This is a genomic window from Methylophilus sp. DMC16, from assembly GCF_056314045.1.
In genome coordinates this window covers 321,658-333,506 of record NZ_JBQUZC010000001.1, presented here as the reverse complement: position 1 = coordinate 333,506, position 11,849 = coordinate 321,658, and the positions used below count along the sequence as shown (strand labels likewise).

General features: G+C 50.8%; 15 protein-coding genes. 7 read left to right on the top strand and 8 right to left on the bottom strand.

Features of this window, described 5'->3' with window-relative positions:
* Positions 1-6: 6 nt before the first annotated feature.
* On the bottom strand, positions 7-597 hold the full coding sequence (locus ACT53D_RS01675; protein ID WP_476154166.1) for an NUDIX domain-containing protein: 591 nt from the start codon (positions 595-597) through the stop codon (positions 7-9).
* A 51-nt stretch (positions 598-648) separates the two neighbouring features.
* Positions 649-1,485, bottom strand: a complete 837-nt coding sequence (gene ypfJ, locus ACT53D_RS01670; protein WP_476154164.1) for a KPN_02809 family neutral zinc metallopeptidase — start codon at positions 1,483-1,485, stop codon at positions 649-651.
* A gap of 79 nt (positions 1,486-1,564) precedes the next feature.
* Between ypfJ and ACT53D_RS01665 the strand changes: the two genes are divergently transcribed.
* The 7 genes from ACT53D_RS01665 to ACT53D_RS01635 are packed head-to-tail and all read left to right on the top strand — an operon-like array spanning position 1,565 to position 7,175.
* The gene (locus ACT53D_RS01665; RefSeq protein ID WP_275355895.1) at positions 1,565-2,158 is read left to right on the top strand and encodes a riboflavin synthase; all 594 of its coding nucleotides are present in this window, start codon (positions 1,565-1,567) and stop codon (positions 2,156-2,158) included.
* A complete protein-coding gene (gene ribBA / locus ACT53D_RS01660; RefSeq protein ID WP_194748240.1) occupies positions 2,158-3,264 on the top strand; it encodes a bifunctional 3,4-dihydroxy-2-butanone-4-phosphate synthase/GTP cyclohydrolase II in 1,107 nt (368 codons plus the stop codon). The genes ACT53D_RS01665 and ribBA overlap by 1 nt, the downstream gene beginning before the upstream one ends.
* A gap of 25 nt (positions 3,265-3,289) precedes the next feature.
* Positions 3,290-3,895, top strand: a complete 606-nt coding sequence (locus ACT53D_RS01655) for a YqgE/AlgH family protein (RefSeq protein ID WP_476154161.1) — start codon at positions 3,290-3,292, stop codon at positions 3,893-3,895.
* Positions 3,888-4,391, top strand: coding sequence for a Holliday junction resolvase RuvX (ruvX, locus tag ACT53D_RS01650; RefSeq protein WP_194748242.1), 504 nt, complete (start codon positions 3,888-3,890; stop codon positions 4,389-4,391). Before ACT53D_RS01655 ends, ruvX begins: the two co-directional genes overlap by 8 nt.
* A gap of 12 nt (positions 4,392-4,403) precedes the next feature.
* The gene (pyrR, locus tag ACT53D_RS01645) at positions 4,404-4,937 is read left to right on the top strand and encodes a bifunctional pyr operon transcriptional regulator/uracil phosphoribosyltransferase PyrR (protein ID WP_476154159.1); all 534 of its coding nucleotides are present in this window, start codon (positions 4,404-4,406) and stop codon (positions 4,935-4,937) included.
* Positions 4,930-5,886, top strand: coding sequence for an aspartate carbamoyltransferase catalytic subunit (locus ACT53D_RS01640; RefSeq protein ID WP_194748244.1), 957 nt, complete (start codon positions 4,930-4,932; stop codon positions 5,884-5,886). Before pyrR ends, ACT53D_RS01640 begins: the two co-directional genes overlap by 8 nt.
* Complete coding sequence (locus ACT53D_RS01635; protein ID WP_379075423.1) at positions 5,883-7,175, top strand: dihydroorotase; 1,293 nt, start codon at positions 5,883-5,885, stop codon at positions 7,173-7,175. The genes ACT53D_RS01640 and ACT53D_RS01635 overlap by 4 nt, the downstream gene beginning before the upstream one ends.
* A 67-nt stretch (positions 7,176-7,242) precedes the next feature.
* On the opposite strand, the gene ACT53D_RS01630 is transcribed toward ACT53D_RS01635, so the two are convergent.
* The 6 genes from ACT53D_RS01630 to ACT53D_RS01605 all read right to left on the bottom strand — a co-directional run bounded on the left by ACT53D_RS01630 (position 7,243) and on the right by ACT53D_RS01605 (position 11,824).
* A complete protein-coding gene (locus ACT53D_RS01630; RefSeq protein ID WP_379075420.1) occupies positions 7,243-8,055 on the bottom strand; it encodes a hypothetical protein in 813 nt (270 codons plus the stop codon).
* 2 nt (positions 8,056-8,057) lie between these two features.
* Positions 8,058-8,627 (bottom strand): penicillin-binding protein activator LpoB, encoded by a 570-nt coding sequence (gene lpoB / locus ACT53D_RS01625; protein ID WP_379075417.1) that lies wholly within the window; start codon positions 8,625-8,627, stop codon positions 8,058-8,060.
* Positions 8,628-8,640: 13 nt separating this feature from the next.
* Positions 8,641-9,021: a YcfL family putative periplasmic lipoprotein gene (locus ACT53D_RS01620; protein ID WP_379075414.1), complete on the bottom strand. Its 381-nt coding sequence runs from the start codon at positions 9,019-9,021 to the stop codon at positions 8,641-8,643.
* 12 nt (positions 9,022-9,033) lie between these two features.
* Positions 9,034-10,542: a COG3014 family protein gene (locus ACT53D_RS01615; protein ID WP_476154156.1), complete on the bottom strand. Its 1,509-nt coding sequence runs from the start codon at positions 10,540-10,542 to the stop codon at positions 9,034-9,036.
* Between the two features lie 6 nt (positions 10,543-10,548).
* Complete coding sequence (locus ACT53D_RS01610; RefSeq protein WP_379075408.1) at positions 10,549-11,106, bottom strand: hypothetical protein; 558 nt, start codon at positions 11,104-11,106, stop codon at positions 10,549-10,551.
* Positions 11,107-11,182: 76 nt separating this feature from the next.
* Entirely contained in the window at positions 11,183-11,824 is a 642-nt protein-coding gene (locus ACT53D_RS01605; protein ID WP_379075405.1) for a PEP-CTERM sorting domain-containing protein, read from the bottom strand.
* Positions 11,825-11,849 lie beyond the last annotated feature (25 nt).

Here is an 11,849-nt window from a genome sequence, read left to right as displayed (position 1 = left end):
GGCCCTTTACAGCGCCAGGCCAGGCAAAGGATGCTTGCGCAAGTAACGCTCGGCCATCAGCATGGCGGACATCGTCTTGCTATCGGTAATTTCACCGTCTTCAATCGCTTGCATAATGCGTTCAAACGGCCAGACCATCACATCCATCGCTTCGTCGATATCTCTGGCATGATCGCCCAGTGAGAGGTCTGTCGCCAGATAAATATGGATCACCTCATTGGAATAGCCGATGCAAGGATGCTGTATCCCCAGCTTGATCCAGTTTTTGGCCGCATAACCGGTTTCTTCAAGCAACTCACGCTGGCCTGTGGTCAATACCGGCTCGCCTGCATCGATCTTGCCAGCGGGTAACTCTATAAACACCTGCTTGAGTGGATAGCGGAATTGGCGCTCTAGTACAACCTCACCTGACTGTGTCAGCGCCACAATGGCGACGGCACCGGGATGGGTAACATACTCCCGACTACTTACCCGACCATTTGGCAAGCGTGCTTCATCGTAGCGGACGGTGAGCATTTTCCCCTGCGCCATCACCGCACTGGAAACCGTTGTTTCAATTAAATGTGCATCCTCATTGAGTACTCTTGCTTCTGTCATATTTCTCTTTACTAATTAACACTATTTTTATATTCAAGGTTGATTGAATGCTTAACTGTTGAAGGTATTGCACTGATTAAGGTCGCCAGACTGCAAGCCTTGCTTGAACCAATATACCCGCTGTGCAGAACTGCCATGGGTGAAACTATCTGGCACCACATAGCCTTGCGCCTGCTTTTGCAAGGCATCATCGCCAATAGCCGTTGCCGCCTGCAGCGCTTCTTCCACATCCCCGGCTTCCAGCACATGATACTGTTGATCAGCATAATAGGCCCAGACGCCCGCATAGCAATCCGCCTGTAGCTCTAGTTTGACCGAATAGGCGTTGGATGCGGCCTCAGACCCGGCCTGTTGCCTGGCTTGTTGTACCTTGGCTGAAGTCCCCAGCAGATTTTGCACGTGGTGCCCCACCTCATGCGCAATCACATACGCCTGTGCGAAATCTCCAGGCGCTTTAAATCGGTCTTGCAGTTCCTGGTAAAAACTCAAATCAATATAGACTTTTTGGTCTGCCGGGCAATAAAACGGCCCCATGGCCGACTGCCCCTGACCACACGCAGTGCTGGTCATGCCACTAAACAGTTGCAGATTTGGCGCCATATATTGCCGTCTACTGGCGGAGAACTGTTGCTGCCAGATTTTCTCGGTACTCCACAGCACCTGAGAAACAAACTTCACCTTGGGGTCCTGGCTTTGCTCAGGACGCTGCGGCGACTCGGCCACAGGTTGGGCTTGCTGCGCCAGATTTAACACCAGCTGGGGATCGACGCCAAAATACATGGCGACCAGCACCAGTGCAATGGAACCTATGCCGATACTGCGCCCACCAAAGCCGCCACCGCGGCGGTCTTCAACATGCTGACTTTCTTCCAAATCGTCCAGGCGCACAGAAACCCTCTATCCGTATGAATGAAAAATGTTGCGGGAATGTGATTACTTTAGCATGCAGCACTGATAAAATCACACCATGTTTACTGGGATTATTCAAACCGTCGGCAGGATTGCCGAAGTCGTTCCACATGGCGAAGATTGTGCATTACGCATAGAAGCGCCGTCTTTGGGCATGGAAGATGTGCAGTTGGGAGACAGCATCGCCGTCAACGGTGTCTGCCTCACCGTCACTGACTTTAATTCACGCAGCTTTCAGGTCATGGTATCCAAAGTCACGCTAGAGGTCACCACCGGCCTAAGCCAACCTGGGCCTGTCAACCTGGAAAAAGCCATGCGACTGGCTGATCGCCTGGGCGGCCATCTGGTGACCGGGCATGTGGATGGTATAGGCAGCATCACGGCACTGGAGTCCGTCGGCGAATGCTGGCTACTCAAAGTGCGCGCGCCTCATGCCATCAGCAAATACATTGCCAAAAAAGGCTCACTCTGCGTGAATGGCATCAGCCTCACCGTCAATGAGATTCAGCAGGATGAGGTCAGTATCAATTTGATCCCGCATACCATGCAGCACACCATGATGCAGCATGCCAAAGCGGGCGACCCGGTGAACCTTGAAATTGACGTGATTGCGCGCTATGTCGAGCGGATGCAAGCTTGGGAGCAGGAGTAATGTCGGCGCAAATCAGTCCTATCGAGGCCATTATTGCCGATATCCGTGCTGGCAAAATGGTGATTCTGGTCGATGATGAACACCGTGAAAACGAAGGTGATTTTGTCATCGCCGCAGAATTTGTCACCGCTGAGCATATCAATTTTATGGCCAAATATGGCCGTGGCCTGATCTGCCTGACGTTGACCGAACAGCGTTGCCGTCAATTAAACCTGCCTCCTATGGTGCAAAAAAATGGCACGCGCCTGGGCACCAACTTTACCGTCTCGATTGAGGCTGCTGAGGGCGTCACCACGGGTATTTCGGCCGCAGACCGCGCCACCACCATCCGTGCCGCCATTGCCAAGCAGGCCAATGCAAGCAGCATTGTTAGCCCCGGGCATATTTTCCCGTTATCGGCGATGAATGGCGGCGTGCTGGTACGCGCAGGCCATACCGAGGCAGGCTGCGACCTGGCGCAACTGGCAGGCTGTGAGCCCGCCAGCGTCATCTGCGAAATCCTCAAAGACGATGGCGAGATGGCAAGGTTACCAGACCTGATGCAGGTCGCCGCCGAGCACAATATCAAAATCGGCACCATTGCCGACTTGATCCACTATCGTGCTGCACACGAAAGACTGATAGAACGTAGCGCAGAACGCGAAATAGAAACCGTGTTTGGCACGATGCGACTTATCGCCTATCGCGACCACATTGCCCAGGAAACCCATTTGGTGCTGATCAAGGGCCAGCCCGAGCAAAGCGATGAAGTGCTGGTGCGGGTCCATGAGCCGCTGTCGATGATAGACCTGCTAGATAGCAGCCACCAATCACATAGCTGGAATCTGCTCCAGGCCATGCGTACCATCAGCACGGCCGCGTGCGGCGTCATCGTACTCATCAACCATGATGAAGATGGCCTCGGCCTGACTGACCGTATTTTGCGGGCAGACCAAAAACTGGTCCTCAATCAGGAATTACGTAATTACGGTATCGGCTCACAAATCTTGCTCGACCTTGGCGTGAAAAAAATGCGCCTGATGGCTGCCCCGCGCAAAATGCCGAGCATGGATGGCTTTGGTTTTGAAATTACCGGATATTTGAGCGCTGAGGAAGCGCATGCATGAAACGCAGCCATAAAGCCTATCCCCAATGAGTGAGCAACTGACTTTGAATGACCAGACAAGCCGTCTGGACCTGACCGGCCAAATCCTGATTGCCATGCCAGCCATGCAGGACCCCTACTTCAGCAAAAGCGTGATTCTGATCTGCAATCACGACGAAGATGGCGCCATGGGCATGATCCTCAACCATCCCTTGCAACTGAATGTGGGCGACCTGTTTGAACAGCTGGAGATGGAGTGCCATGTTGCGCAACAACAGGCGCGCCCGGTGCATTTTGGCGGGCCCGTTCAAGTAGAGCGTGGCTTTGTCCTGCATGCGCCAGCCACTGAATTTAATACTACCATGGGCTTGTCCGATAGGCTGGCCATGACCTCATCCAAGGATATCCTCGAAGCCGCCGCCCGTGATGAAGCGCCACAAGACATGTTTATTGCGCTCGGCTACACTGGCTGGGCAGCCGGTCAGCTGGAACAGGAAATCCAGGCCAACGCCTGGCTAACCTTGCCATTGGCAGATCACCACCAGCTGCACAAGTTGATTTTTAAATTACCCAGCGATGACAAGCTGCTCTGGGCCATGCAGCAATTAGGGGTGGACTTTGCCACCTTGTCCGAGGTTGCCGGGCATGCCTGATGCAACCAGGCTTGGCAAACAGCCACTTAACCAAAGCCATTTACCGATCACCCAGCGTCGCTATCCCGATATCACAGGCACCCTGCTGGCATTTGATTTTGGTGAAAAACGCATCGGGGTGGCCGTCGGTGACACCCTGCTCAAACTGGCACACCCACTGCTGACCATAGAGGCTGAAGAAAACGCCGCCAAGTTTGCGCAAATTGAATCCTTGCTAAAAGAATGGCAACCGGCGCTGCTGGTGGTTGGGCTACCCATGTCCCTGGATGGCGAGGCGCATGCCATGACGGCCTTGGCGCAAAAGTTTGCCCAGCGTCTCGAGGGCCGCTTTAACTTGCCGGTGGTGATGGTGGATGAACGCCTGTCGTCGGCGGAGGCCTCACAATCCCTGCGCGAAGCAGGCATTCGTGGCCGTGCGCAAAAGCAGATGCTGGATCAAGTTGCCGCCCAAACTATATTACAATCTTATTTTGATGCTTATCATGCACGTAAGTAGCACAGGATTCTCATGACTTTACCTGATCCCGAACAATTACTTGATCATCTGTACGCTCAACTCAAACCGCGTATTCAGGCGGAAACGGCTCTGGTTGGCATTTATACGGGCGGCGTCTGGCTCATGCAAAAATTGTTGCAGCGCTTGCAGGCCGAGCTGGGGCAAGACATTGTGCATGGCAAACTGGATGCAGCCATGTATCGCGATGATTATGCGCAACGTGGCCTCAAAACCACTGCGCAGCCCGCGCAAATTCCGTTTGATGTAAACGGCAAGCACATCATCCTGATTGATGACATTTTTTATACCGGCCGCACCACACGTGCCGTCATGAATGAATTATTTGATTATGGCCGTCCGGCTTCGGTGCAATTGGCGGTACTGATTAACCGTGGTGGCGCCCAACTACCGATCCGCCCCGATATGACTGGCGCCGATCTGCCATTGCAGGCCAATCAATCGTTTGAACTGGCAATCAATACTCAGGGCAAACTGCACCTGAGCATTGCCACCTCGGCAGCGAATGGAGTGGATGCCAATGTATAACCCGCAACTCAACGCCCAGGGCCAGCTGCAACACTTGCTAAGCATCGAAGGTCTGCCCAAGCGCATTCTGACCGATATTCTGGACACCGCCGAAAACTTTGTCGGCGTTGCTGAACGCGAAGTGAAAAAAGTGCCGCTGCTGCGTGGCAAAACCGTCTGCAATATCTTTTTTGAAAATAGTACGCGTACGCGCACCACGTTTGAAATCGCCGCCAAACGCCTGTCGGCCGATGTGCTCAACCTCAATGTCAGCACCTCGTCACAATCCAAAGGCGAGACCATTCTTGATACGGTGAACAACCTGATTGCCATGCATGCGGATATGTTTGTGGTCCGTCACCAGCAAAGCGGTGCCGCGCATTTCATTGCGCAACACGTGCCGCCACACATCAGCGTGATCAATGCCGGCGATGGCCGCCATGCGCACCCGACCCAAGGCTTGCTGGATGTATTCACCATCCGCAAATACAAGCCAGAGATGCACAACCTGCGCGTGGCGATTGTGGGTGACGTCTTGCATTCACGCGTCGCCCGCAGTGAAATCCATGCGCTGACCACGCTGGGCGTCCCAGAAATCCGGGTGATCGCACCGCGCACCCTGTTGCCTGCCGATGTGGAAAAGCTGGGCGTGCAAGTGTTCCACAATATGGAGCAAGGCCTCAAAGACGTAGACGTCGTCATGATGCTGCGCCTGCAAAACGAGCGCATGTCCGGCGCCTTGTTACCCAGCTCACAGGAGTTTTTCCAGACCTTTGGTTTGACCCCTGAGCGCCTGGCACTGGCCAAGCCGGATGCCATTGTCATGCACCCAGGCCCGATGAACCGGGGTGTGGAAATTGATTCGGCAGTGGCGGACGGCAAACAATCCGTGATCCTGCCACAGGTTACGTATGGAATTGCAGTACGCATGGCGGTGATGGCAATTCTTGGAGGAGGCAACGCCGCATGAATATCCTGATTACACAGGGCCGCTTGATGGATGCCAGCCAGCAGCTGGATCAGGTGCAAGATCTTTATATCAGCGCAGGTAAGATTGTTGGCATGGGTGCAGCGCCCCAAGGTTTCCAACCAGACCAGACATTGGATGCCGAAGGCAAATGGGTGTTACCTGGCCTGGTGGATTTGTGTGCGCGCCTGCGGGAACCGGGCAGCGAATACAAAGCAACCTTACTAAGTGAGTTACGCGCCGCCATGGCGGGTGGCGTCACCAGTCTGGCCTGCCCGCCAGACACTGACCCGGTACTGGACGAGCCTGGCCTGGTCGAGATGCTCAAGCACCGAGCGAAATCGCATGCCCTCGCCCATGTCTATCCACTGGGCGCAGTCACACGGCAACTTGAAGGCCATTTACTCACAGAAATGTTCGCCCTGACCGCTGCCGGTTGTGTGGGCTTTTCACAGGCGGATACAGCGATTGTTGATACCCAGGTTTTGTGGCGGGCATTTGAATATGCCGCAACCTTCGGCTATACACTGTTCATGCGTGCCGAAGATCCGTACCTGGCAAAAAACGGGGTCGCCCATGATGGCGAAGTCGCCTCCAGACTGGGGCTCAAAGGCATCCCGGCGGCGGCAGAAAGCATTGCGCTGCAAACCATGCTGCGGATCGCCCAGGCCACAGGCGCCAAATTGCATATCGCCCGGGTCTCCACGGCTGAATCGGTTGAATTGATCAGGCAAGCCAAACAGACTGGCATGGCAGTGACAGCTGATGTCAGCATCCAGCACCTGCACCTGACCGATATGGATATCGGCTTTTTTGACAGCATGGTGCATCTGAAACCGCCTGTACGCACCCAACGCGACCGTGACGCACTACGTGCTGGCTTGCTGGACGGTACGCTAGATGCAATTTGTTCGGATCATACGCCAGTCGATGATGACGCCAAAGCATTACCGTTTGCCGAGTCGCACCCTGGTGCCTCAGCGCTTGAGCTCTTGCTGCCACTGACCTTGAAATGGTCTGCGCAGGCCAAACTGGCCCCCTTGCAAGCCCTGGCCAAAGTCACGCAAATCCCCGCGCGGATTCTAGGTGTTAATGCAGGCACTTTGCAAACGGGTGCCACGGCCGACGTGGTGATTTACGACCCGGAAATGGAATGGCGCGTAGATGGTCGCGCCCTGCTCAGCCAGGGCAAGAATACGCCATTTGTGAATCACAGCCTGACCGGCAAGGTCACTGCCACCATTACGCAGGGCAATCTGGTGTTTCAGCAGGAAACCTTGGCACTAGCATAACGCGAGTATTAAATTGCTTACCGACTTGCATTAAAGTTTCGCCCGTATCAAGTGGTAAGCCTGATCATTAATAATAAACAGTAACCTCGCTGTTTTTGCTTGGTTTGGCTTTTGAGTCCTCATCTGAACGCTTGCCAGGCTCAACGGGGCCAAGTTGCTGATGGATTTGCCGGATGACATCTGCTGCAAAATCCTTGGATAAATCAGAAATTAATCTTGCATGATTAACCCGCACAACATCATGCTTTTCTTCGTCAGACAAAATGGTCTGCTGGGCATTGCCCACCGATGAAAATGCGGCAATCACTTTGAATGTCCTGGTGTCAATCAAAGAAAAATCCGCTTGCAAATTGACAAAATACTGGAGACTATTGGTCGTCGTACTTTTTATTTCAACCACATTTTCATCGGCCTGCACGCTATTCAACACACCAAATAATACATAATCTGCACCTTTAAAGTTTTTCATTTTGATGCGTTGAATCACATCATAAATTTTCTCGTTATTGGCGGTATAAGGCGGTGATTCGATGACAGTAAAATTGCCTGACTTGATTAACTCGCCCTTGATGTCAGCCATGAACTGCTTGAGTTCTTTAAACTCGGTTTTGGTTTTGATGCTGCTTTTTGATCTTGTAGAAAACTCCACTTCATTTTTATAGCTCTCTGACTGCCGCAAACGATTTGCATTCTTTCTAGCTTGTGTTTTAGCCTGAAAGTCACTTTGGCTCTCAAAGAAATAATCCTTCACTTCTCTTTTGTAAGCGAGATTTGAAACTGCTATTTTTGGCAGTCTAGGTTCACCGTCCATACTGAAAACTGCAGAAGTAAACAGCATCACTGCAAGGCTCAGCAGCAATATGGGTATGTGTTTTTTCATGATTACCTCTTGGCAGTTTTACGGATGTCTTTTTCTTCTTGCCATTCAATGATGTTTTGCTCCAGGTCGCGCAATTTAAGCGTGAATTTGTAGTAAACATCTTTTTCACTGCTGTTCTTTTTAACGATAGAGGTTAATTCACCATCCAACAGATATTTGGCGCCCAACATGCCGCCAATCTTGGGCGCAGTATTCTTTTTATACAAACCATTCTGGTTTTGGTGTGCCAGCTCTTCAACAATCTGCTGGTTATCTTCATTAGAGGCGGCAATCCGGACTTTTTTACTCTTAGTCAGATGCGTGGAAATCGAGCTTAAAATGTTGTTGGTATCTATATACTCGCTAGTTTTGTTTTTGATATATCCCAGCTTGATCACCGGTTTATTGGCTAACAACTCCTGCTCAGTGAGTAAAGAAGAAACCATTTTCTCGGTAATCATCAACAAATCTGTTGAACCAAAATCAATGGTCACCACTTCAATGTCTTTGCTATCCTCATAATTAATCTTCTCTGCAAAACACCAGCTCGAACTCAACACCAGTAAAAAAACACCTATCAATAACCTGTTCATGTATTTAATCCTGTTATTCTGGGGTCACTTTAATTTCATACTTGAAATCGACCGCCTGCGGGCTGGTAGCGACTGACTCAAGCAACTTTAATTGTCCGGGGCCAACGTTCACTGGCTTCCACACCTCACCGTCACCAATCTGAAACCCGCCGTCATTGAGCCAACGTACGCGCCAGAACACATTCGCGTTTTGATTGAGCTTATTCTGGACCTCGGCCTGCACATGTAACAGCCCATTTCTCGTTTGGCTTCTGAGGCCATTCAACACGACGCCATGACGTGGGCTTTGGTAAATAAAGCGTTGATTCTCCACAGGCACGGTCACCTCTTTAATCATTTCTTTTTGGCATCCCATCAAGATCAAGGCGCCCAATAAAAAAGTCTTTTTGCTCATTCAAAATCCTTATCAGTCATTTAACGGTTTCTTTTTCTTAGCGGGCTTTCTAGGCTGGCTGTTTTTCTTGCCTGGTTTAGTCTTCTGCTCACTCGGCTTAAGGAGAAGCTGGCCAATATAGGTGACGTTGCCAACGCGAAAACTGTTTTTTAGCAATCGAACAGGAAGAATCATGTAAGCACCCTTCACCTCCACTTTTTCAGGTCCTTTCTGCGCGAGGTTGCCGTCAATCAATAGGTCATACCCCCCAGGTGGCAGACGCAGCCTGGCAATGGAAATCTGCTCAGGTAACGTTTGCCAACTGCGGTCATCCACCCCCTCGCTCAGCATGGCACCGGCTGCGCCTACCAATGATCCAGCAATGCCAAGCTGACTGGCTAGCTGATCTTGCACCAACCCCTTCACGGCGCCGCGCGTGATGATTCTGGTGATGACGCCAGGCATTTCATCCTTAAGTGTGCGTCTGGCCATGGCATTAAAATTGGTGAGAGGAACCAGCATTGCCTCAGTACCAGCCAACTTCACTTTTGGCATTTGTCCAGGCTCTGAAGGATAAATAACAGGGTAAGAAATGGTGATCGTGTTCAAGCCGGTTGGCGTGGGTACAGGCACAGTGAAAGTTTTATCATTGATTTGCGGCGCATTTCCTGACTCAAAAACAATGAGTACATCGGTGGTATCCGCCCGCCCGCGATTCGCCATCCGGCGATCCAACCCAGCCAGGGCATCGTCCAGATCATTTTTGAGACCGCCCAACTCAATTGACTTTCTGTATCCCGCAGCGGCCAACCCTGGCTCACCCATCGCCTCATACAAATACCCGGACAAATAATGACTAAAGGCGTTTTGATAACCGTTTTTTAGGGCAAGCACCTCTGGTGAATTGATCGTATCGACAGGATAACCATCCAAGACCTTAGGTGACTCCTCTGTTTTTGCTTCTTTTTTGAGTGCCTGAAGTTCTTCTTCTTTCTTGGAAATGCCTGCTTCAATCAATGCTTCCCGCTCATGAGAGCGCTTGATATCCACTCGCGCCTCATCGACCTGTTGCAGGGCTATCTTGGCTTGTGCCAGCCTGACATTGGTCATCACCTTTTCGTAATCCTTAACGGGATAATCCTTGAGTTTTTCGCTGATTAAAGTGGCAGCGGCCATACTCTTGATTTTATTTTTCGTTTGCTGACTGTCTTCATTATTTCGAATCAAGGCATCAGCCGCTTCTATACTTTGTATCGCGGCTTCATACTTACTATTGATGAAATTTAATTCACCTTTTTCCAGCAAAAATAAAACATCTGGCTTGAAATTCTGTGTTGCCTCTTTTTGCTCCAGTTGCGCCAGGGCAGCGACCGGATCATCATCCTGCATGGACTTTACAGAATCACCGACCTGATCCTGGTGATTCGGGATGACTTGCGGCATTTGTGCACAACTGCATAACATCAGTGAGAGCGCGATGATCAATACATCAGGGATGATTGCCTGTGCCATTCTTGTTATAAGCCTCTGCATTTCAAACAAATCCCTTTAAAACGGCAGCACATCCGGACAAGGCGAGGCGTTTGACACGCCCATTTGCTTGAGTAAAGCCGCAGTTTTAGCCGCATACGCATCGCCGTCAGCCTGACTCATGGTGCTGCGTGAATACGCGGTGGTTGCACACATTGTCCATGCCTGCGTATTGGCAGGATCACTCTCAGCGAGATGCATATACTTATCCGCCAATCCTGCCCATTGTTTGTTGATATCAACCACCCGCTCCAGCGCCCTACCCTGTTGCAAAACCAAGCGCGTTGGCGCAGCATCGGTATCGGGCTTCGAGGCTTCCAAGGTACGGTCATCAATCACCGTCATCCAGTAACGAATATTGCGATTATTTTGATTGATAAACTCATAAGTGTCTGGCTTCACTTGCCGATAAACACTGGTTCGGTTTGGCTCTATGGTGGTCAAAGTATTCTCACCAAACTCAACCTTGAGCGAATAACTACTACCCTGTAAAACATACACACCATTCGTGCCCGCATTTGCAATCGAAATCACCAACCACAGAAAAACACTGCATACACTTTTAAAGCTTTTCAACATCATCTCCAATTTGTGAGCACAGATCCGAGGCAGCACAATTAAACTTTTTCTGCACTGCCTTGGGAGACAAATATTAAGCAGCAGGTTTACGACGCGTTATTACGCCCATCAAGCCCAAGCCAACCAGCAACAAAGCGGCACTCTTTGGTTCCGGCACCGTGGTGACCGTAAATTTAGAAGTCAAGGTTTCCGTCATGGTGGTGTAATCATCTACGCCGCTATAAGTGCCAAAACCAGTTGCACCTGCAAACAAGCCAGTACCGCCTTTAATCAAAAAACTTCCAGTAAACCCTATTTGGTCAAATGCTCTAGATGATGGATCTGTGCTCGGGACAAGAAAACTGGCCCCGTTGGATATTAATGTGCCAAAAAAAGTATCACCATTTTTCAGGGTCTCAACAAATGTGCACTCACCAGCACAACTCGCTTTATCTGTCGCTACATTGTATAAAATCTCAGTGATCGTACTTAGCGAGCTTGAAAACAAGCTGGCATCACCACTGATGAGATTTGTAGGCGTGAAATCAACTGTGCTTTGATAGAAAATATTGTTACCGCCCTGCCCATTGGGTATCAGCGTTTCGGTTTGCACTAATGTACCGCTGTAGCTTTGCTCAACTTGATAGGTTGCCGCTTGTGCACTCATGGCGAATACACTGCATACTGACAAGCTGGCAATGGCAAGCAATGCACGTAACGTTTTTGTGATTTGCATAAAATTCTCCTCGATTGATAAAAGT

Excerpts from the sequence above, each read along its gene's own strand:
- ACT53D_RS01675 (WP_476154166.1), bottom strand. The coding sequence starts at position 597 with ATGACAGAAGCAAGAGTACTCAATGAGGATGCACATTTAATTGAAACA.
- ACT53D_RS01665 (WP_275355895.1), top strand. The coding sequence starts at position 1,565 with ATGTTTACTGGGATTATTCAAACCGTCGGCAGGATTGCCGAAGTCGTT.
- ribBA (WP_194748240.1), top strand. The coding sequence starts at position 2,158 with ATGTCGGCGCAAATCAGTCCTATCGAGGCCATTATTGCCGATATCCGT.
- ACT53D_RS01655 (WP_476154161.1), top strand. The coding sequence starts at position 3,290 with ATGAGTGAGCAACTGACTTTGAATGACCAGACAAGCCGTCTGGACCTG.
- ruvX (WP_194748242.1), top strand. The coding sequence starts at position 3,888 with ATGCCTGATGCAACCAGGCTTGGCAAACAGCCACTTAACCAAAGCCAT.
- pyrR (WP_476154159.1), top strand. The coding sequence starts at position 4,404 with ATGACTTTACCTGATCCCGAACAATTACTTGATCATCTGTACGCTCAA.
- ACT53D_RS01640 (WP_194748244.1), top strand. The coding sequence starts at position 4,930 with ATGTATAACCCGCAACTCAACGCCCAGGGCCAGCTGCAACACTTGCTA.
- ACT53D_RS01635 (WP_379075423.1), top strand. The coding sequence starts at position 5,883 with ATGAATATCCTGATTACACAGGGCCGCTTGATGGATGCCAGCCAGCAG.
- ACT53D_RS01630 (WP_379075420.1), bottom strand. The coding sequence starts at position 8,055 with ATGAAAAAACACATACCCATATTGCTGCTGAGCCTTGCAGTGATGCTG.
- lpoB (WP_379075417.1), bottom strand. The coding sequence starts at position 8,627 with ATGAACAGGTTATTGATAGGTGTTTTTTTACTGGTGTTGAGTTCGAGC.
- ACT53D_RS01620 (WP_379075414.1), bottom strand. The coding sequence starts at position 9,021 with ATGAGCAAAAAGACTTTTTTATTGGGCGCCTTGATCTTGATGGGATGC.
- ACT53D_RS01605 (WP_379075405.1), bottom strand. The coding sequence starts at position 11,824 with ATGCAAATCACAAAAACGTTACGTGCATTGCTTGCCATTGCCAGCTTG.